This window comes from Pseudoalteromonas sp. K222D (assembly GCF_017653575.1).
Classification (GTDB): domain Bacteria; phylum Pseudomonadota; class Gammaproteobacteria; order Enterobacterales; family Alteromonadaceae; genus Pseudoalteromonas; species Pseudoalteromonas nigrifaciens.
The window spans coordinates 34,078-56,496 of sequence record NZ_JAGGDL010000022.1; the positions used below are offsets into that span (position 1 = coordinate 34,078).

General features: G+C 39.0%; 16 protein-coding genes and 1 tRNA gene. 10 read left to right on the forward strand and 7 right to left on the reverse strand.

Annotated elements, in window-relative coordinates:
- From rsxB to J5X91_RS11920, 8 genes are all read left to right on the forward strand, one after another.
- Entirely contained in the window at positions 1–555 is a 555-nt protein-coding gene (rsxB, locus tag J5X91_RS11885) for an electron transport complex subunit RsxB (protein ID WP_011327790.1), read from the forward strand.
- An 8-nt stretch (positions 556–563) separates the two neighbouring features.
- Positions 564–2,984 (forward strand): electron transport complex subunit RsxC, encoded by a 2,421-nt coding sequence (gene rsxC, locus J5X91_RS11890; RefSeq protein ID WP_208834915.1) that lies wholly within the window; start codon positions 564–566, stop codon positions 2,982–2,984.
- Positions 2,981–4,039, forward strand: coding sequence for an electron transport complex subunit RsxD (gene rsxD, locus J5X91_RS11895; RefSeq protein WP_041454387.1), 1,059 nt, complete (start codon positions 2,981–2,983; stop codon positions 4,037–4,039). Before rsxC ends, rsxD begins: the two co-directional genes overlap by 4 nt.
- Positions 4,036–4,677 (forward strand): electron transport complex subunit RsxG, encoded by a 642-nt coding sequence (gene rsxG, locus J5X91_RS11900; protein WP_011327787.1) that lies wholly within the window; start codon positions 4,036–4,038, stop codon positions 4,675–4,677. Before rsxD ends, rsxG begins: the two co-directional genes overlap by 4 nt.
- The gene (locus J5X91_RS11905) at positions 4,674–5,372 is read left to right on the forward strand and encodes an electron transport complex subunit E (RefSeq protein ID WP_182683227.1); all 699 of its coding nucleotides are present in this window, start codon (positions 4,674–4,676) and stop codon (positions 5,370–5,372) included. The genes rsxG and J5X91_RS11905 overlap by 4 nt, the downstream gene beginning before the upstream one ends.
- Positions 5,373–5,412: 40 nt before the next feature.
- Positions 5,413–6,048, forward strand: coding sequence for an endonuclease III (gene nth / locus J5X91_RS11910; protein WP_041454385.1), 636 nt, complete (start codon positions 5,413–5,415; stop codon positions 6,046–6,048).
- A 664-nt stretch (positions 6,049–6,712) separates the two neighbouring features.
- Positions 6,713–8,821 (forward strand): ATP-dependent endonuclease, encoded by a 2,109-nt coding sequence (locus tag J5X91_RS11915; protein WP_208834916.1) that lies wholly within the window; start codon positions 6,713–6,715, stop codon positions 8,819–8,821.
- Positions 8,803–10,815, forward strand: a complete 2,013-nt coding sequence (locus tag J5X91_RS11920) for a UvrD-helicase domain-containing protein (RefSeq protein ID WP_208834917.1) — start codon at positions 8,803–8,805, stop codon at positions 10,813–10,815. The genes J5X91_RS11915 and J5X91_RS11920 overlap by 19 nt, the downstream gene beginning before the upstream one ends.
- 289 nt (positions 10,816–11,104) lie before the next feature.
- Here the strand turns inward: J5X91_RS11920 and J5X91_RS11925 are convergent, their stop codons facing one another.
- From J5X91_RS11925 to J5X91_RS11935, 3 genes are all read right to left on the reverse strand, one after another.
- Positions 11,105–12,217, reverse strand: coding sequence for a DUF4435 domain-containing protein (locus J5X91_RS11925; protein ID WP_208834918.1), 1,113 nt, complete (start codon positions 12,215–12,217; stop codon positions 11,105–11,107).
- 45 nt (positions 12,218–12,262) lie between these two features.
- Complete coding sequence (locus J5X91_RS11930; RefSeq protein WP_208834919.1) at positions 12,263–12,721, reverse strand: hypothetical protein; 459 nt, start codon at positions 12,719–12,721, stop codon at positions 12,263–12,265.
- A 253-nt stretch (positions 12,722–12,974) separates the two neighbouring features.
- Positions 12,975–13,850 carry an alpha/beta hydrolase-fold protein gene (locus J5X91_RS11935; protein ID WP_179807943.1) on the reverse strand — a complete coding sequence of 292 codons (876 nt, stop codon included), beginning with the start codon at positions 13,848–13,850 and terminating at the stop codon, positions 12,975–12,977.
- Between the two features lie 510 nt (positions 13,851–14,360).
- Between J5X91_RS11935 and J5X91_RS11940 the strand changes: the two genes are divergently transcribed.
- Positions 14,361–16,268 carry an aminotransferase class V-fold PLP-dependent enzyme gene (locus tag J5X91_RS11940; RefSeq protein WP_179806768.1) on the forward strand — a complete coding sequence of 636 codons (1,908 nt, stop codon included), beginning with the start codon at positions 14,361–14,363 and terminating at the stop codon, positions 16,266–16,268.
- Positions 16,269–16,500: 232 nt separating this feature from the next.
- On the opposite strand, the gene fbaA is transcribed toward J5X91_RS11940, so the two are convergent.
- Positions 16,501–17,583: a class II fructose-bisphosphate aldolase gene (fbaA, locus tag J5X91_RS11945; protein WP_011327779.1), complete on the reverse strand. Its 1,083-nt coding sequence runs from the start codon at positions 17,581–17,583 to the stop codon at positions 16,501–16,503.
- Between the two features lie 761 nt (positions 17,584–18,344).
- Between fbaA and gloA the strand changes: the two genes are divergently transcribed.
- The gene (gloA, locus tag J5X91_RS11950) at positions 18,345–18,746 is read left to right on the forward strand and encodes a lactoylglutathione lyase (protein ID WP_011327777.1); all 402 of its coding nucleotides are present in this window, start codon (positions 18,345–18,347) and stop codon (positions 18,744–18,746) included.
- A 54-nt stretch (positions 18,747–18,800) separates the two neighbouring features.
- Here the strand turns inward: gloA and J5X91_RS11955 are convergent, their stop codons facing one another.
- The 3 genes from J5X91_RS11955 to J5X91_RS11965 form a co-directional block, all read right to left on the reverse strand.
- The gene (locus J5X91_RS11955; RefSeq protein WP_089367986.1) at positions 18,801–19,067 is read right to left on the reverse strand and encodes a DksA/TraR family C4-type zinc finger protein; all 267 of its coding nucleotides are present in this window, start codon (positions 19,065–19,067) and stop codon (positions 18,801–18,803) included.
- Positions 19,068–19,191: 124 nt separating this feature from the next.
- Positions 19,192–22,059: a pitrilysin family protein gene (locus J5X91_RS11960; RefSeq protein ID WP_011327775.1), complete on the reverse strand. Its 2,868-nt coding sequence runs from the start codon at positions 22,057–22,059 to the stop codon at positions 19,192–19,194.
- A gap of 284 nt (positions 22,060–22,343) precedes the next feature.
- A tRNA-Glu gene (locus J5X91_RS11965) sits at positions 22,344–22,419 on the reverse strand.

Genomic DNA, 22,419 nt, shown 5'->3' on the forward strand with positions numbered 1-22,419 from the left:
ATGACCTTGTTTTATGCATTAATAGCACTAGGCTCACTGGCATTAGTTTTTGGCCTAATTTTAGGATTTGCCGCTATCCGCTTTCGGGTAGAAAGTAACCCTATTGTTGAGCAAATTGATACCATTTTACCGCAAACTCAATGCGGCCAATGTGGCTACCCTGGCTGTAGGCCATACGCCGAAGCGATTGCCAATGGCGACGAAATAAACAAATGCCCACCTGGCGGCGAAGCTACTATGAAAAAGCTCGCCGAATTAATGGGCGTTGATCCCAAGCCCTTAGCTGGCGGAGAGCAAGCTGAACCAATTAAAACTGTGGCATATATTCGCGAAGACGAATGCATTGGCTGTACCAAGTGTATACAAGCATGCCCAGTTGACGCCATTGTTGGTGCAACTCGACAAATGCATACTGTATTAATTGACGAATGTACTGGCTGCGATTTATGCGTAGAGCCCTGCCCTGTAGATTGCATTGATATGCTCCCTGTAGCCGAAACTAAACAAAACTGGAAATGGCAGTTAAATGCAATTCCCGTTACACAAATAGATTAGAGGTTTGAGTGGATAAGTTACTTGAACAAATAAAAAAAGGGGTCGTTTGGCCATTCCCTGGCGGCGTTCACCCACCACAACAAAAATCACTCTCTAATAGTGCCAGTATTACTCGCTTGCCATTACCCGACAAACTCGTAGTTGCACTTAAACAACACATAGGTGCTAACGGTAAACTTATTGTTGAGAAAGGTCAGCACGTTTTAAAAGGCCAAGCTTTAACCATACCTAAAGCTAACTGGTCGGTGCCTATGCATGCGCCAACCTCAGGCACAATAGCCGACATAAAGTTAATGCCTTCGGCGCACCCTTCGGCCCTACCTGAACTTAGTGTAATAATTGAGCCCGATGGTAAAGATTTATGGTGCGAGCTTAACCCAATTAAAAACCCAGCAACGCTAAGCCACGATGAACTTGTTAATATTATTCATCAAGCGGGCATTAGTGGTATGGGAGGCGCTGGTTTTCCAACTTATGTTAAAGCCGATACTAAGCAACCTATCGAGTTTTTAATTATTAATGCGGTTGAGTGCGAACCTTATATAACAGCTGATGACATGCTAATGCGCGAGCATGCCAAGCAAATAGTGCAAGGTATTGAGCTAATGCAACAACTGCTCAATCCTACGTTATGCATTGTGGGTATAGAGGACAACAAGCCAGAAGCAATTGCTGCAATGATACAAGCAGCGGAGCATAATAGCTTAATATTGGTGCAAAAAGTGCCCACTATTTATCCCTCTGGTGGCGAAAAACAGCTTATTAAACTGCTTACTAATCGCGAAGTGCCTAATAATGGCATTCCGGCAGATGTTGGTATACTGGTACATAACACCGGTACTTTATTTGCTATACAACAAGCTGTTTATGAAGGTAAACCCTTAATTGAGCGCGTAGTCACAGTAACGGGTAATACTATTCATAAACCCGGAAATGTATGGGCTTTATTAGGCAGCGAAATAAAGCACTTGCTCGATTGCCAAGGTTTTTCGCCGGTACCACAGCAACAAGTAATTATGGGCGGCCCAATGATGGGCTTTACCCTACCAACAATTCGTATTGGCGTGGTAAAAACCACTAACTGTATACTCGCGCCCGATCATAAAGAGCTTGCAGAGCCCGGCCCAGAAAAAGCCTGTATACGCTGTAGTGCCTGTGCGGATGCTTGCCCTGCTTCTTTATTACCTCAGCAATTACAATGGTTTGCTAAGTCAAAAGAATACGACAAACTACAAGAACACAATTTGTTTGACTGCATAGAATGCGGCGCGTGTGCCTACGTTTGCCCAAGTGAAATACCGCTAGTGCAGTACTACCGAGTAGCCAAGGTAGAAATAAAAGAGCAGCAAGCAGAAAAAATTAAAGCAGATCGTGCTAAAGAGCGTTTTGATGCGCGAAAAGAGCGCCTTGATCGCGAACAAGCTGAGCGGCAAAATCGCCATAAACGTAAGCCTGCAGTTAAAACACCAGACGAAAAACAAAAAGTAGCCGATGCTTTAGCAAGAGTTAAAAGTAAATCAGCTAATAGCGATGAAAAATCAGCCGTAGCCGCAGCGATTGCCCGTGCTAAAGCTAAAAAGCAACAAGGCGATGCACTTGAACCTGATAATAGCGAAGTAGCAAAAGAACGCGCATTGCGTAAAGAACAAGCTCGACAATATAAAGAGCAAAAAGCACAAAGTGATGAGCCAGCAAGCCCTGATGATAAAAAATCAGCTGTAGCCGCAGCCATAGCTCGCGCTAAAGCTAAAAAGGCCGCACAACTAGCAAACGCTGAAAGTACAACTGACGATGCACCGCAAAACGAGGCCCCCGTTGATGACAAAAAAGCCGCTGTAGCCGCAGCCATAGCTCGCGCTAAAGCTAAAAAGGCCGCACAACTAGCAAACGCTGAAAGTACAACCGATGATGCGCTGCAAAACGAGGCCCCCGTTGATGACAAAAAAGCTGCTGTAGCCGCTGCCATTGCTCGCGCCAAAGCGAAAAAAGCCGCTAAAGCGTTAGCCGATGCTGAAAGTACAACTGATGATGCGCCGCAAAACGATGCACCCGTTGATGACAAAAAAGCTGCTGTAGCCGCAGCCATTGCTCGCGCCAAAGCGAAAAAGGCCGCAAAAGCATTAGCCGATGCTGAAAGTACAACTGACGATACACCGCAAAACGATGTACCCGTTGATGACAAAAAAGCCGCTGTAGCCGCAGCCATTGCTCGCGCCAAAGCGAAAAAGGCCGCAAAAGCATTAGCCGATGCTGAAAGTACAACTGATGATGCGCAAGTAACGAGCGCTGTTGAGAATAACGACGCCGCATCTAGTACTAAAGCCGACGAGCCTAAAGCGAACGATGACAAGAAAAAAGCCGCAGTAGCTGCTGCTATTGCTCGAGCAAAAGCCAAAAAGTCTCAAAAAGAAGGAAATGATCAGTCGTGAAATTAACCATGGCCAGTTCGCCTCACAGCCATAGCCATAAATCGTTAACCCGATTAATGCTTTGCGTTATTGCTGCGTGTATTCCTGGGCTAATTGCTCAGATCATCTTTTTTGGTACAGGTGTGCTTATTCAGCTCATATTAGCGCTGATTGCTGTAAGTGTATTTGAAGCTGCAGTAATGCTACTTCGCAAACGCCCCGTTTGGCCTGCGTTAAGTGATGGCAGCGCGTGGCTTAGCGCAGTACTACTTGCATTGAGCATTCCGCCATTAGCCCCTTGGTGGATAGTTATTATTGGCTGTTTATTTGCCATCGTTATAGTTAAGCAGCTCTATGGTGGTTTAGGGTTTAATTTATTTAACCCTGCTATGGCCGCTTATGTATTATTATTAATTTCGTTTCCGGTACAAATGACCGCGTGGATGCCAATTACCGAGTTATTAAATACTCCGATTGGTTTTACCGAGCAGCTTAGGGTTGTTTTTACCGACTTTACTGCCACCGGTTTTAGTTTAGATCAAGTACGTGCAGGTATAGATGGCATTACTATGGCAACCCCACTGGACACTATTAAAACAGATATTGCCCATGGTTTAACCGTAACCGAAAGCATGCAAAAGCCGATATTTAATGAGTGGGCTGGACATGGATGGGTGTGGGTTAACTTAGGCTTTTTAGCCGGTGGTTTATACCTTTTAAAAGAAAAAATAATTAACTGGCATATCCCAGTAAGTTTTATTGCAAGCTTAGCACTGTGCAGTGGCATAGGTTATATAGCAGCGCCCGGTACAGAGCCTGGCATAATATTTCATCTATTAAGTGGTGCCACTATGATGGCTGCATTTTTTATTGCTACCGATCCGGTGTCGGCTGCCACCACCAATAAAGGGCGCTTAATTTATGGCGCAGCTATTGGCTTATTAGTGTATTTAATTCGCACCTTTGGTGGCTTCCCTGATGCTGTTGCTTTTAGTGTATTACTGCTCAATATTGCTGTTCCCTTAATTGACTACTACACACAGCCGCGCACTTATGGCCACGGAGCAGCAAAATGATACTATCCTCTATGGCTAAAAACGGCGCTATTTTAACTGCTTTTGCATTAGTGACTACAGGGCTGGTTGCCTCTATTAATATGCTTACCGCCGATAAAATAGCAGAGCAAGAGCTATTGCACCTTACTTCACAATTACAAGAAGTGCTCGACCCTAGTACTTACGACAACGAGCTAACAACAGATTGCGTTATTATTTCAGATGAACGACTAGGCCCTTACGCTAATCAAATAGTTTACCGTGCCCGTAAAAACAATGAACCTGTAGCCCTTATTGTAAGGCACGTAACGCCAAGTGGTTACAGTGGTGATATTAACTTACTAACCGCGGTTTTAAGTGATGGTAGTATTGCCGGTGTGCGTACCACTAAGCACGAAGAAACTCCAGGCCTTGGTGATAAAGTAGAAGTTAAAAAATCACCGTGGATCACTAGCTTTAAAACGTTAACTGTACAAAGCAGTAGCGATGCACGTTGGGCGGTTAAAAAAGACGGTGGCCAGTTTGATCAATTTACCGGTGCAACTATTACACCTCGCGCTGTGGTTGGCTCGGTAAAAAATGCCGTATTATTTGCTCAAAGTGAATTTGATGCTATTTTTGCAGCACCTAATGCCCAATGTGTGGAGGTAACTAAATGAGTGAATTAAAAACACTATATAAAGACGGTATGTGGGTCAACAACCCTGCCCTAGTACAGCTATTAGGCCTTTGCCCACTGCTTGCTGTTACGTCTACCATTACTAACGCACTTGGCTTAGGGCTGGCTACACTGCTTGTTTTAGTGGGTTCTAACATTAGTGTATCAATAGTGCGAAACTGGGTACCTAAAGATATTCGTATACCGGTATTTGTCATGATTATTGCCGGCTTTGTAACTATAGTGCAGCTATTAATGAACGCTTATACCTATGGGCTTTATCAGTCGTTAGGTATTTTTATTCCGTTAATTGTTACTAACTGCGCCATTATTGGTCGCGCTGAAGCATACGCGTCTAAAAACCCAGTTCACTTATCGGCGTTTGATGGGCTAATGATGGGTTTGGGCTTTATGATTGTGCTTGTTGTTTTAGGCGCAATGCGCGAGCTAATTGGGCAAGGCACTTTATTTGATGCCGCCGACTTGTTACTTGGCCCTTGGGCACAAAGCTTACGCATTGAAGTATTTAGCTTTGATAATCAATTTTTACTCGCAATTTTACCACCGGGTGCCTTTTTAGGTCTTGGGCTACTTATTGCCGCTAAAAATGTAATTGACGCACAAATAAAATCAAAGCAAATTGCACCGCCAGAGGCTGAAAAAGGCCCTCGTGCTCGTGTTACTAGCTTAACTTAATAGGAAAAGCGCACATTAATAAGGTGTGCGCTTAAGTAATATGAATAAAGAAAAACGCCACCAAATTCTTACTCGCTTACGCGACGATAACCCGCACCCAGAAACCGAGCTTGAATACTCAAGCCCGTTTGAGTTACTTGTCGCTGTAACGCTCTCAGCGCAAGCAACCGATGTAGGCGTTAATAAAGCCACTCGAAAGTTATTCCCTGTGGCTAACACACCACAAGCCATTTTAGATTTAGGCCACGATACACTGCGAGATTATATAAAAACCATCGGCTTATTTAATTCTAAAGCGGCAAACGTTTATAAAATGTGCCAAATTTTGGTGGATGAACACAACAGCATAGTTCCCGAAAACCGAGAAGCACTAGAAGCCCTACCTGGCGTTGGCCGAAAAACCGCAAACGTAGTACTCAACACCGCGTTTGGCTGGCCTGTAATCGCCGTAGACACGCATATTTTTCGTGTTTCTAATCGTACTAAGCTCGCCATGGGTAAAGATGTTGTAGCCGTTGAGCAAAAGCTTGAAAAAGTAGTGCCTAAAGAATTTAAGGTCGATGTACACCACTGGCTAATACTGCACGGGCGTTATACCTGTGTGGCGCGCAAACCTAAGTGTGGCAGTTGTATCATCGAAGATTTATGTGAGTTTAAAGAAAAGACCGAAGAATAAAAAGCAGCTAAATAGCTGCTTGATTTATTTACAGAGAGGAGCATTTCTGTCTAATTTTTTTGATTGCTTAGATGAATAAATCTTACTTGATCTGTCAAATCCAACTAATAGGGCTCGATCAAATCTGACAGTCCCATATGTACCATTAACGGGCCTTCAAGGCGTGAATCTGAAACTTTGTTGGGTGGCGCCTTCGGCTTAACCAACCTACCTTTTGACGTTGGTTTGAGCGCAGCGAAACCCAACGAAAAAAGGCAGTGCCAGTTAACATTAGCGTTATGTATTATCGATTACCTAAAAAAGTACCGGATGTAGGTCGGATAAGCGAAGCGCCATCCGACACAGTAAAATATCTTGCCAATTATTATTATCAGCATTTTATATTATCGGATGGCTGGAAAGTGCCATAAGCAGACGTTAGATGATGGTGGGAGTAATACATAAACTCAATGGTAACGACATTATTCCTACTTTGATTAAAAAGCCCTGCTAAGGAGTTTTTTATTGTGTGAGATCAAGCTCATGCCTAACCATTAGCTATTTGTTTTATTTAAAAATATTATTGTGATATGGTCAAATTTAGTGGGTAATCAATCAGACAATATATACAAGGAAAGCCAAGCTTAATTCGAAAGAAAAGCTAGGTATTTATAAAGGACTAAAATTGAAAATATCAAAAATTCAAATTAAAAATTTCAGGTTGTTAAAGGATTTTTCTTTAGATCTTGAAGATGAACTTTCGCTTATTCTTGGTAAGAATAACACAGGAAAAACTTCTGTATTGACCGCACTTGATAAATTTCTTAATCAATCAAGCCGAAGATGTATTACGCTAGATGACTTTAACGTTGAACTGAAAAAAGATTTACTTCAATACCTATTAGGTCATAAAGATCTTCCTATTGCTAATGACTATCAACCGTTAGGAATTGAACTTAAAATATATATTGATTACACAGGCCAAGATGATTTGTCACAAGTCCGTTCACTAATAATGAGCTTAGACCCCGATGACAATAATATTGTCCTTAAGTTTGAATATAATATCGGCCATGAACAGCTTCTGAAACTTAAAGATGACTATACTGAACAATCTGAGAAGTTTGATAATAACCCTGAATTATTTCTTAAGGAGCACCTAGGTGACTATTTTGGCTCGGTAAAAAAGAAGAGCCTTTTATTCAGCAATGAAGCTGTTTTTATTGACCTTGTAAAAGAGAATATACTCCTCAACAACATTTTGTCATTCAACTTTATTAGTGCCAAAAGAAGCGTAACAAATAAAGATAATGATAAAACATTATCTCATCAAACGGCTAAGATTTATAAACGCTCTGACGAAACCAATGAACAAATAGATGCATCCGATAAGTTTAAAGAAACTCTTCGAAATACTGATGAAGAATTAAGTAGAATTTATGCTGAAATGTTTAATGGCTTAATCGAGAAAGTTAATCAATTTGGTGGTGTAAATCCTACGGATACCAAACTAAAAGTAGCATCAACGTTACAGCATCGAGATTTACTTGATGGCAATACAACAGTGATGTACTCGCACGATACTCATGACCTACCAGAGCATTATAATGGTTTAGGGTATATGAATTTAATAAGCATGATCTTTGACATTGAAATGGTCATGAGTAAATTTCGACGTACGCTAAAAGATAAACCTGCTGCTATTAATTTATTTTTTATTGAAGAGCCAGAAGCGCACACTCATCCTCAAATGCAATATATCTTTATCAAAAACATTAAAACATTATTGAAAGGTAATCGAGAACGCGATGATGGAATAACGATTCAACTTCAAACGGCTATTACAACACACTCATCTCATATTGTTTCTGAATGTGATTTTGATGATATTAAGTATTTGCGAAAAAACAACTCAACCTGTGATGTTAAAGCAAAAAACCTGAAATCACTTCAAGATGAGTACAAATCAGAAGATGATGCTGAAGATATTAAACTGAAAAAAGCTTATAAGTTCTTGAAGCAGTATTTGACTTTAAATCGAGCAGAGCTATTTTTTGCGGACAAAGCTATTTTTATTGAAGGAGAGACTGAAAAAATATTAGTCCCTGCCATGATGAAAAAAATTGATCAAGAGTTTAGTGCTCCTGATGAAACACCATTATTATCTCAAAATATCTCAATGGTTGAGGTTGGTGCTTATTCGCAAACATTTGAGAAATTCATCGATTTTATCGGGGTTAAATCATTAGTTATTACTGATATTGATAGTCAATATGTACGAGATATTATTAAGGATGGTAATACAAAGAAAGAGACAATTAAATGTAAGCCTTCAGATCCACTCGCTGACCAAACTTCAAATGCATCATTAAAATTTTTCTTCGGTAATGACGATTTAGCTTTTTACAAAAATTTATCCATTAATCAAAAGTCATTAAGAAAAGATGGTACCCAATGGATTCAAGATCCTGATGGATACTTCCTAATGGCTTACCAAACAAACGAGGACGGCTATCATGGACGTAGCTTTGAAGACGCCTTTTTTAGTTTAAATAAAGATCTATTAGGTAAGAATGCAGAAGCTTTTCCTTCATTAACAAAGAAACATTTTGATATTTATGTAGACAGTGACGATGCTTGCCCATTCGACTTTGCTGAAAAAGCAGTAAATAGCAAGCCAACATTAGCTATTGAAATATTACTGAATAGCGAAAAAACTGTTGATAATGAATTTAGTAATTGGCAAGTCCCTAGCTATATCAAGGAAGGATTATTATGGCTACGCAAGAATTAGATATATCGCATCTTACTACTGAATCCCAAAAAGTTATTGGGTTAATAAGACAAGGCTATAGCTTTTTATTAAGCGGTGGTGCTGGTAGCGGTAAAACCTACTCTCTAGTTGAAATATTAAAAGCCGTTTTAGTTGAAAATCCAACAACATCTATTGCCTGTATTACCTATACGAATGTAGCAGTCGATGAGATTGAAGAGCGTGTTCAGCATGAACATCTTCATGTTTCGACTATTCATGATTTTTTATGGAGTAATATTAAGCACTTTCAGTGTGAACTGAAGAGTACGCTAATTGAATTAATAAATGATGACGAACAGCCCAAAATAAAATCTCCAGATGGAGAGAAAGTCGCAAATAATTATTTTGATGATCTTGATGGTGATATTAAATACAAAGAGTTTGTGAGGATTAAAGATGGTTGTATTTCTCATGATGAGGTGATCATTCTTGCCTGCAAAATGTATGAAAAATATGAAAAACTCTGCACTATAACTAAAGATTCATACCCATTTATTCTTGTTGATGAGTATCAAGATACAGCTCCTAACGTAGTAAAGTTGCTGCTAGAGAACTTAAATCAATCACCTAAAAGAAACATTGTTGGTTTTTTTGGTGATGCGATGCAGTCAATTTACGAAGGAAGCGTCGGGAATTTAAATGGAAATACTCAACCTAAACGTATTACCGCATTAAAAAAGGAACAGAACAAGCAGGGAACTTACTTCTCAGTCATTAATAATTTAAAAGAATATACTCTACTGACACCAACAGTTATGGAGGTCAAAAAAGTCCAAAACCGACGGAATCCTCAACTTGTTATAGATCTCGCTAACAAAATAAGAACTGATGGCTTAATGCAGGAGCCATCAGAAGATATTAACGCGCCTAATATGAATGCAGATGGGACAGCAAAACAAGGAAGTGCACTTTTCCTATATTCCAATAACGATGATTTAGGCGCAGTCCGTCATCACTTAGCTTGGGACTTTGATAGTTCAATTGAGACCAAAGAACTTAACCTAACTCACAATCTAATTGCAGGAAAAGCAGGTTTTGGTGATTTAATGCGCATTTACGATAAAGATAAAATTTTAGAATCTATTAAGCGTGTTAAGGGGTATATAAAAAAGAATGATATTAAGATAGATACTGAAGGCAGAACATTTAAGCATGTATATGAGGAGTTATGTGGTTTACAAGATGGTATTCCTAAACTTCTTGCACCTACCGAAGGGCAGCAAAAATATATAGATGATAACCCCCATGTTTATGAATTAGCATTCGCGCAGCTTTATGACGAAATATCCAAACTTTACATTGATAAAGACATGTTGCTTGATGATAAAAAAAATAGGGCTGATGACTTAAGCAAGCCAAGTTCTAATAGGGACGATCTGATCAAGCATTTATTTAAAATTGAGCACTGTATTTATTTGTATAAAGAAAAAAGATTTAATGAGTTTTCAAGAATTACTGATTTCTCAATAACATCAGTTGCTGATAAGAAAAACTTAAAAGAATCAATGGAAGAATTGATTAAAGTTGAAAATAGATCTATTGACGAAGTTATAGCTCTTGCGAATCAACTTAACCTTGTTGTTGAAGATGATAAATTAGAAAGGTTTAAAGTATCTAGAAATTATGTTTATCAGCAAGTTTGTCAAATACCTTATCAACAATTTAGAGGGTTATATCAATACTTAGAAGGCTACACTCCTCTTTCAACACAGCATAAGACTAAGGGTGCAGAGTATCCTAATGTACTTGTCGTTCTAGATAATGGCCAATGGAATAGCTATAACTTTAAAAATTTATTTGAAGGAGGAGGAAAAGAAAGTGTACGGCAGAGGACAGAAAAAATATTTTATGTGTGTTGCACACGGGCTAAAGAAAACCTTGCTGTTTTTTTCCATCAACCTAGTGCAAATGTGATTGCTAAAGCCAGTGAGTGGTTTGGTGCTCACAATATTGTTAATTTGGATGAGAAATAGCAATCTTTTAAAGGGGAAACAGAATGACCATATTTTATGTTAACCCTGCTTAAATTGGTGTGCTATTACTGGTCATACTTCTATATATGTTTATGTCAGCTTTCTCTACAAGCTGACATAAACAATAGTTTTTACTTTTTCAATGTCCGCTTATCGCTCCAAGCCGAACTTCGTTAAAGTGCCAATTGCAGACAGTGGTAACGCCCGCTTAAGCGGACAAAAATTGTTGGTTATAATGTGGAGCGAAGCGGAACCTAACCAACTGTTTTTGTTACGTTTAAAGCGCTTGTTATGCCATTAAGTTAGCAAAGTTACCAAAGTATGGTTTTAATGTATTTCTTAACTCGTTTACTGCATCTGTTTTGGCAATTCGTACTACAAACTCAGGTAACTCGCCACCTTTCAAACCTAAATGCACTCCTATTTGGCTAGAAAGTGACTTTCTATTATATGTTTTTAGTAATTTGTTGTAATCGGATGTTTCTATTATTCCTTCAAATAAAGCCTTATTTTCTTGATATATTTCACTTACATCTATATTTTCAGTAAGAGTCGTCAAGGCAATATAGAGGTTTTCTGCACCTTTAGTATTATCGTCAAACATGTTGAGACGAAATTTAATTTCACCTACAGTCCTTAATGATATTTGATTTTCTAGCTCTGAACTCAACCGATTAATCACAAATTTAACGACTGCATTAAAGTCATCTTCTTCGTTTCTTGAAAGTCTCTTACTTACAATTGCTAGTAACTCTTTAGTGCAAAATAAGTTTTCCACTTCTGCTACTTGTAACGTAAATACCCCTTTAGCTTCTAAAGATGAAATTTCAGCATCAACGCGTCTATCTCTATCAATAATTCCATACACATTTAAGTGATGCAACTGTGGACTACTCTTAAGTGCTTTTGTTGATTCAATGACTTGAGTGCATGACCCTCTTGGTATTACTAGAAAATCACTTAGTAGAGAGCGATAAAGAGATGTATCAAAACTTCCATTTTCTCCTTCAATGAATACAATAGGCTTTCTGCTACCCAAAATCTCAACTAATAATTCTTCAGGTAAACCATCCACACTTTCTACTAAATCCCACTCCCAGTTTTGTCCGTCATAGGCTTGTAACCAGATTTTCTCTGATTCCTGTAATGACACAGCAAAATCCACATCATGAGTTAAATACACAAATAGACAATCTGCCCTTAATTTTTGTATTTCTCTCCATAATGGAGCTTGTACAGACTTATGTAAGTGGATTTCAGGCTCGTCAATAACAATTATTCCGTTTTCTTTTGCTGCTAAGCATTGCCCAATAAGGTAAAAGATGACTCTTTCACCATCACTCATTTCTGATGAACTATATAAGCTATCATCTGATCCTTTTACTTTAGTTTGAATTCTCAAACCACCAAGAACCAACTCTCTATGAGGAAGAACTTTCTCCCAAACTTACTTAACTAAATCTAGTTTGGTTGTAGGCGTACTAACTTTGTCACTAGTCAACTTAGATGCGGCAAGATACTTTGCCCCTTCTTCAGTATGATCCGAGAATAAATACACCATTAATTTCTGATAGTCATTTAAAAGAGTAATTGCAGGTTTACTACTCCATTTAGAATTAGGTTTATACACCATACCTTGTCCTTCAGGTGTATCTGCATAGCCGTAAAGTAAATTATTTTGGGCTTTTTCAATTGATGTTGGCGTTGTATTATCAGGCATAGCCAATGACTTCTGGGCAGAGATTCGATGCACTTTATCTTTCTGCGTTGATTCCATTTCAATCCAAGTCCCTAATCGGGTTTTTCCTGAACCATTTGCTCCAATTAATAAAAAGCTATTTTTTGTTGTTACTTCTTTTATTGAGCCATCTGCTTCAGGTAGCTCTAAGGTGAACGATTTATCCATTAAACACTCTCAAATATTGGATTACACTGTGGCATAACGAGACTGTAGAATAACTCCAACAGCCAAATTCAATTAAAAAACGAGTTCCTGCAATTAACTCTAAGCGTTTTTAAAGCATGAGGTGATGCATTTGGAACCCGTAAAACAGGCTGTTTTTCTTGAAAAAGAGTAATTCTACAGCCTCAACGCAGCCAGCACGCGCGGCTTTGTAGTGAAAGCAACGCCGTAACGGAAAAGACGTCGCCTGGCCTTGTTAAATTTTCGCCCAAAACTCATAATACTTAGTAAGCGCTTTAGGCACAGAAACATATGGATTTGCATTATGCCCAGCACCTTCGCTATAACTGTGTGCCCATTGTAAATTGGCGGGAGCATTGGTTTCCAAAGCACTAAGTAGCCCTTTGAAAGAACCAGTAATAATTTCGTTTTCTTTTGCACCCAAGCTAAGGTATAAGAAAATAGGTTTACCATCGGTAGCGGGCAAGTTTTCTGCAAACTCTTTTACAACCACCGAATCGTCGTACCAAGCTGCTGGGCTAAAAGCAAAGTACCCGCTAAAAAGATCCGGTTTAGTAACAATTGTATAGAGTACCAAACTCCCACCTGCCGAAAAGCCACTTAACAACCTGTTGTCGTTGATAGAGTAATTCTTCTCAAGATATGGGAGTAATTCAGTTTCGATGAATGCTAAAAATTTATCAGCTTTACCAAATATATCCGGATGATTATCGTTTTCAGGGCGAGCTTCAATACTTACATCACGTCGAGCGTACGGAGGAACTAAATCCCTGTTTCTCGAATCAACCCAAAATAAATTAGGTATAGCAACAATTATAGAATCTTCTATAATGTCCTGTGAGCTTAGCTCAGCCAGTGTTTCATCCCAGCGTACCAGATTAAAATTGCCGTCAGTTTTAATAATTAGCGGGTATTTTTTACTTCGCTCGTAACTACTAGGTAGCCGAACAAAGATTTTCCTGTTTTCGCTTAATACCGAAGAGTAAATCGTTTCATCAACAAAATCAGAAGTGTAATCCTCTTTGTATTGTTGTGCCTTAAAAAATGCAGCAGCCACCGCGGCTAGCACAATTCCAATTAATACAACATTTTTAATAACTTTGAAATTCATAAATTCTTCCTTGAAAAGTTTAATAGTTCACTCATCGAGCATATTTCTGCCGATTTAACGCTCATTTATCTACTTTATATAGTTTTAGCAAATTACCTAAGGTATTACTACCACTAAGTTTTTTAAAGCTTTAAAGTAAAGTTTAATAGAACAATAATGCGCGCGTCGCTCATTTTCATTAATATATGCGCTAACGACACAGTTTAACCAATTAATTCACGACGATATTTGGCCAATCTCAATGTCCGCTTCTCGCTCATAGCTGTAAGTCAGGTATGAGCTACTTCAACTCAATAATTAATGCGCATTCCAGTATTACTTTTTGTTTTTTAAAGTAGGTGGCTGACTTTGGCACCTTTGATTTTTCATACCTTGTAAGTCAATTTAAATAAAATCTATTTATTCGTGATTTTGCGTAATTATTGGCGCATTTTCAAACTATTAATTTCACAAGTATCAATCCTTTGGTTATGCTACTAAACATTATGAAATTTTATTGCGAAAACGCCTATGTTACCTTTACTTCGTATCTTGTTAATTGAGCAAGACCCTATCATCTTGCAAGAGCTTTCAACAAATCTGTCGAAAACGATCCCTAACTTTGAGCGAAATGATGTTCATATCGACATAATTGAATGTCTTGATCTCAAGCAAGCGTTGGAATATGTAGAGGAAGATGGTGATATTCAAGCTGTGGTTCTCAGTTGGGATGTACACAACAAGGGCGAGAGAACATATAGTCGCTTTATCGAGCAGTTAAAAGGGATCCGTATCGAGTTGCCTGTGTATGTAATCGGCGACGACACTAAAGGGTTAGAAATAGTTAACGAGTCGGGGGAAATTGAGTCTTTCTTTTTTAAAGATGAGGTGATTTCTGACCCAGAAGCTATATTAGGTTATATGATCAACGACTTCGATGATCGAGGAGAAACCCCATTCTGGACGGCATATCGCCGTTATGTTGGCGAAGCAAACGATTCATGGCACACGCCTGGCCATAGCGGCGGTTCTAGCTTTAGAAACTCCCCTTATATCAAAGATTTTTATCAGTTTTATGGCCGTAATGTATTTGTTGGCGACCTGTCGGTTTCAGTCGATTCGTTAGGTTCATTGTCAGACAGTACCAATACCATTGGCCGCGCTCAAGAATCAGCAGCGGCGACGTTTGAAGTTAAGCATACCTATTTCGTTACGAACGGTTCATCTACCTCAAATAAAATCATTTTGCAGACACTGCTACGCAAGGGCGATAAAGTAATCATCGACCGAAATTGTCATAAATCTGTGCACTATGGCATATTGCAATCAGCTAGTTTTCCCATTTATTTATCGAGTATTTTAAATCCTAAATATGGGATCTTCGCACCACCTTCGTTGGCCGACATAAAGCAGGCGATCGAGCAAAATACCGATGCAAAATTGCTGGTTCTCACTGGTTGCACTTACGATGGCCTACTTAGCGATCTGAAACAAGTGGTAGCTTTTGCCCATCAACATGGTATTAAAGTGTTTATCGACGAAGCGTGGTTTGCTTACTCCCTTTTTCATCCCAGCTTACGCTATTATTCTGCCATTCATGCTGGGGCCGACTATATCACCCATTCTGCGCATAAAGTGGTATCGGCGTTTTCTCAGGCGTCTTATATTCATATTAACGATCCAGATTTTGATGCCGATTTCTTTCGAGAAATTTACAGCATATACGCCAGCACATCGCCGAAGTATCAACTTATAGCGTCGCTTGACGTGTGCCAAAAGCAATTAGAAATGGAAGGCTATAAGCTGCTCAATGCCTTGCTAAAACATGTGGAAGAATTTAAACAACAAATGGCCTCGCTCAACCATATTAAAGTGCTTGGTAAGCAAGACTTTATGGAAATATTTCCGCACTTTAGCGGAGACAATATGGGCCATGATCCACTAAAAATTCTCATCGATATTAGTCAATTGCCTTATTCCTTAAAAGATATTCATAAATTCTTGCTGGATGAAATTGGGCTAGAAATAGAAAAATACACTCACAGCACCATCTTGGTTTTACTGACGCTTGGAGGTACGCGTTCGAAGATCATTCGTCTGTACAATGCATTAAAAAAACTCGACAGCGGTAAGGTAAAACTGTCAACATCGACGCGTCGCTCCCGCTTGCCGGAGAATTTACCTGCCATCGACCTAGCGTGTATTCCAAGCGATGCATTTTATGGCGAACGCGAATCTGTGCCTATTAGCAAAAGTAACAACCGCATTTGTGCCGGTTTAGTTACGCCATATCCACCGGGCATCCCACTGTTGGTTCCGGGGCAGCATATAACTGAAGATCATATAGAGTATCTGAAAGAGTTAGCGGGACAAGGATTGACGATTCAGGGAAGCTTCGATGGCGAGATCTATGTTCTTAAAGGCAAGGTTAAGAAGTAAGGCGTCTTTTGGTCATAGTCTTTTTACTGAGCAGCTGTGTCGCTAGGCATTGCTGCTGTATAAAGCGTTATTGAGTTAATTTTTGAATTACTATTTTAATGTTTAGCTGTATTTTATTTAACGAATAAATAGTTTAGTAATAGAAAACGGCGTTATTAGTATTAAAAGGCTCAACAGATCTGTTGAGCCTAACATACCGAGTAACTTACCTTAGCTTACTAACAAGCTATTTTTATGAGCTGTACCGATTTACACAATTTAAATCGTTAAAACATTGCTCTAGTCTTGCGGCCATATGCTGCTCTGTATGACGAAGCCATACGCGAGGATCATAGTATTTTTTATTAGGCTTGTCGTCCCCTTCTGGGTTACCAATTTGCCCTTGTAAATACGCTTGTTTGTCTTGGTAATAGTTTAAAATACCGTTCCAACACGCCCACTGCGTATCTGTATCAATATTCATTTTTACTACGCCGTATGTTAACGACTCTGCAATTTTATCGTACTCAGAGCCACTACCGCCATGAAACACAAAATTGATTGCGTTATGCTCTAAGCCAAATTGTTTTGCTACATAGGCCTGTGAGTCTTTTAATATAGTAGGAGTAAGCACAACATTACCCGGTTTATATACCCCATGAACATTGCCAAATGACGCCGCTATAATAAAGTTTGGACTAATACGACTTAAGCGCTCGTAAGCGTAAGCTACATCTTCTGGCTGGGTATAAAGCGCAGAGCTATCGAGATGTGAGTTATCCACCCCGTCTTCTTCACCACCGGTACATCCTAGTTCAATTTCTAGGGTCATGCCTATTTTTGCCATGCGCGCTAAGTAACGTTCACATATTTCAATATTTTCTTCTAAAGATTCTTCTGAAAGATCGATCATGTGCGAACTAAAAAGCGGCTTGCCAGTAAGTGCAAAATGCTGCTCGCCTTCATCTAATAAACCATCAATCCAAGGTAATAATTTTTTTGAAGCATGATCGGTATGTAGCATAACCGCTACACCATAATGCTTAGCAACAGAGTGAACATACTTAGCAGCACTAACCGCGCCAAGTACAGCCCCTTGGTGTTCAGGTAGCGACAAGCCCTTACCACAAAAAAACTGCGCTCCACCATTTGAAAGTTGAATGATAACCGGTGACTTCATTGTTTGCGCGGCTTCAAGAGTTGCATTTATAGACGAGGTACTAACAACGTTAACTGCAGGTAATGCATATTGATTTGTTCGGGCATGCTTATATACCGCACTTACTTCATCGCCAACTATAACGCCGGGTTGAATAGTTGTAGCTAAATAATTCATTATAGGTTCCTTACTGTTTTAAAGCTTTTATACAAGCATCTGTAATTGCTCGCCAGTTTTGTTGCTCTACTCACCCTTTTTAGCAACGCCTGTTACGGCAAAAACTAACAGAGCAAAAAATACGCCGATAAAAAATTAATACCATCACACAAAGATGGCGGAAAATGTTTTTGCTCATCAAAGCCGTATTTTAACGCCATAATATCACGGTATTAAAAACACCGGGCAATACTGGCACATTACAGTTAACAAGTTCGCTGAGTGATTTTGGTTACGTAGCAGTTGTACCTATTAAATCGGTAGCCACTGCACATACTTGCTCTAGTATAGCTGTATTTATGACTGTACCTGTACCTACTTTACGCTTCGGCTGGTGTTTTTATTGCTTTTAATACCTCAACTAAGCTTGCGCCTTAGTAGAAACAGAGCAATTAGATTCTGCGCGCTAAATAAATGCCATAGTGAAATTGTTTAAGAGATTGTGCAACCTAGATGTATTGCAAATCTATATGAAAACCATAGAATGTGCATCAAGACTTACTACTGTTATATTTTCCGGCCTGCGCTGAATACGCAATTATATTTTGAGTCTAAAATTGCAGTGTTTTACTCTGTGTATGGCCAAAGTAGCTGCTAAGCAAACATGCGATATATTATAAAAATGAGTTTTAGCTTACTTTTATAATAAGCGCTATTTTGCGCAGCCTTCGTCATGTTGTAACAGTATTTTTTAAATTTAAAGACAATCCAAGGGTGCTTAAATGCGTTTATTACACACTATGTTACGTGTTGCTGATTTAGAAAAATCAATCGAATTTTATACCAAAGTACTTGGGATGAAAGAGTTACGCCGTGCAGATAACGAAGAATATCGTTATACCTTAGCCTTTGTTGGTTACGGAGACGAAAAGGACAATACGGTATTAGAGCTAACCTATAACTGGGATCAAGACAGTTACGACTTAGGCAATGCTTATGGCCATATAGCCATTGAATTTGATGATATTTACAAAACATGTGCTGATATTAAAGCTGCCGGTGGTAATGTGAGTCGTGAGCCTGGCCCGGTAAAAGGTGGTACTACTGAAATTGCTTTTGTAAAAGACCCTGATGGCTATGCAATTGAGCTTATTCAGAAAAAAGAAGATATGAGTCGTTTTTAAATTTGTATTAAAGCAAGTAGGTTTAAATTAAAAAGGTGCTTTTAGCACCTTTTTTTAGCGCAATTGACTGTCTTTACTGCCTCGGCGATTAAAAGCCCCCACTGTTGCGCTCTTGCCTTCAATTGCTTGCTGGCATGCAACACAATAACGAACACCGGGTAACGCCAATCTACGCGCTTGAGGGATCGCAGCATCACATTCTTCGCACAACTCAGCACTTGAGCCTGAAGCCAAATTACTGCGAGCGTACTGAACAGCATCGTTAACACTTGCGTCTATTTGATCTTGAACTGCACCTTCTCGTGCCCATCCACTTGCCATATATAACCTCCTAATGAGTTGGACGTTTATACTTATAATAGCTATTAACAGCTTTATTGGCACTGAATAGAACAAAAAAGCCGCTTGTAGCGGCTTTTTGTTTTTAATCGATTAATTTTAACAGTTATAAACTGTAATCAATCACCTGCATGCCTAACTTTTCAAGCTCAGGGCGCAAGGTTTTGGCATCACCAACAACTAAATAAATCATCTCTTTAGTGTTTAAATGTTTTTTAGCTAAGGCGTTAACTTCTTCTTTGCTAATATTACTAACAATTTCATTTCTTTCTTTTACAAAGCTAGGTTTTAAATCAAACTCTAATATTTGTGCTAAAAAGCCAAGTTTTGCATTAGGTGTTTCGTATTTAAGCGCATCTTTTTGGTTAATAGCTTTGCGCATAAACATAAGCTCTTGGTCTGTTACACCATTTTGAGCGTAGTTATTAAGCTCGTTGGTAAACTCTGTAATAGACGCAGCAGTAGAATCTGCTCTCACCGCTGCAGAGGCTGTAAAGCCACCTGATGTTTTATCACCCCAAAAATGAGAGCGAGCACCATAAGTGTAGCCTTTATCTTCGCGTAAATTTAGATTGATACGGCTGTTAAACGTGCCACCCAATGCAAAGTTCATTAAGTTAGCTTTAAAAAACTCACCGGTAATATCTTCAACCATGCCACGCTTACCAATACGAATTTCTGATTGCGGTGCGCCAGGCTTATCAACTAAATAAATTACATTTGTTTGTACTTTTGGCTCAGCAAAATTTAAATCAACGCTTGAAGCTTTGCCCTGCCAGTTTGTAAGGGCAGCTTTAATTTTAGGTTCAATTGTTGATTCTTTTAAATCAGAAACAATAATAACTTGGGCACCCTGCGGTTTAAAGTTTGCATTATAAAAAGCTTTAACATCATCGAGCGTAATGGCTTCTATACTTTCAACAGTACCGCTACTTGGTAGTGAAGCTATGTTATTTCCGTATAGTAATTTGCTATACGTATTAGAGGCTAAATAACCTGCATCTTTCATTGAATGTTGGATGTTTTGAATGCTTTGCTTTTTATTACGCTCAAAGTCATCTGCATTAAATGCCGGTTTAAATAACTTTTCTTCTACAAGCTTTAATGTTGCATCTAGATTTTTAGTTAAGCTAGAAACATATACATTTGTATGTGTTTTATCAGCGTATATGCTTACTTGACTACCCAACTTTTCAAGCGCGTTACTCATTTGCTCTGTGGTGTAGTTTTGCGTAGCCTCACTCATTAGCGATGCAGTCATTGACGATAAACCCACTTTACTCGCTTGTTCATTATACAAGCCACCCGGAACTTTAATAAAAATAGCAGTCGTTGGCGTTTCGGTGCTTTGAGTACCTAATATTTTAATACCGTTTGCAGTATTAGCTTGCCAAAGTGCAGGAACATCCACAGCAGGATTTGCACCGGCCTCTGGATGAACACTTCGATCAAATGTATCAACTGCTCTTCGTGCCACTAAATCATCAGCTGAAGTGGTCGATGGCCCTCCAAAATCATGCGCTTTAGGAGTAAAGTTGTCTGGGGCAGCTATAAGTTGAGTCTGCCCTTCTGGCACAACACTCATAATAACGGCAGATTTACCTTTGATATATTGATTAAAAACACGCATAACATCAGCTTTTGTAACTTTGTTATAACGTGCAATCTCATCTTTAGCTGAGTTTGGGTTACCTGTAAACGTTTCTGACGCGGCAAGTTGAGAGACTTTTCCTGATACGCTTTGCAGACCAAAAATTGCACCCGATTCTATTTTAGCTTTTACTTTATCTAAATCATCTTGTGTAACACCACGCTCTTCAAATTCAACAAATGAATCACGAATAATTTTTTCCATATCAGCTAACGTTTTTCCTGCTGTAGGATTAGGTAAAGCATAAAGACTAATTGAGCATGCTAACTCTTGGCATGGATGGTTTGCACTTGCTTGAACTGCAAGCTGGTTTTTAACTAGGTTTTTGTATAGTAATGAATTGTTCCCCCCACCTAATATTTCTGCAAGTATATCCAGCGGTGCTTCATCTTCAGAGCGAGCGTAAGTCGTTGGAAAACTCATACTTAATAAAGGTAAGTGAACCTTATCTTCCATTGAAATATATCTATCAGCATTTAGTGTTACCGCTGTTTTTTCTACTTTAGGTATTGCAGGGCCTTTTGGAATTGGCGCAAAGTATTTAGTAACCAGTGGTAGTATTTCATTAGCGTTGATGTCGCCACCAATGGTAAGCGTTGCATTATTAGGGCCATACCACTTTAAAAAGAATGCTTTTAAGTCATTCACATTTACACGGTTAAGGTCATCCATAAAACCAATTACAGGCCAAGAATACGGATGCCCATCTGGATACATTGCTTGAGCAACACGCTCACCTAAACGACCATAAGGGCGATTATCAACGCGTTGGCCGCGCTCATTTTTTACTGTTTCGCGTTGTACTTCAAATTTTTCTTGGGTTACAGCATCTAGTAAAAAGCCCATTCGATCAGCTTCTAGCCACAACATTTTTTCTAATTGATTTACAGGTACGGTTTCAAAATAATTTGTTCTATCTGAGTTAGTTGTACCATTTAAAGTACCGCCTGCTTCAGATATTATTTTAAAATGTTCCTCATCAGCAACGTTTTCTGAGCCTTGAAACATCATATGCTCAAAAAAGTGAGCAAAGCCTGACTTACCCAACTCTTCGCGAGCAGAACCAACGTGGTATGTTACATCAACGTGTACTAAGGGATCTGAATGATCCTCATGCACAATTACAGTTAAACCGTTATCTAGTTTATATTTTTTATACGGTATGTTGATTTCACCTGCGTTTGATTTCACTGATTCAATAAGTGTAACGCCTGGGATTGATGCTTCTGTAATAATCTTTTTATCAACAGCTTGAGTTGAGCTATTACATGCAGCTAACCCTGATGCAAGTAAAACAGCAAGTGCGATTTTTGTGAGTTTCATTTTTTAGTCCATATTTAAATTAACTCAATGAGTTTAAAGACTAATTAAAAGTACAACAAGGAATATGAAACAATTGTAAGATTGGTTTTGTAACGAAGTGTAAATAGATAGATATAAAAATGAAGTGTGAAATGAGGGTATAAATTTGTAGTTTTATTCTTATAACACTGCACTAGCTTATTAAATAAATTAAGCGGCATTTACAAGATATAATTGTTCTTGATAACGTCATGAATAGAACGTCTGGTATCACACTGCTTTATACAATACTTAAAATAAGTAAGTGGCGTCCCCAAGGGGATTCGAACCCCTGTTACCGCCGTGAAAGGGCGGTGTCCTAGGCCTCTAGACGATGGGGAC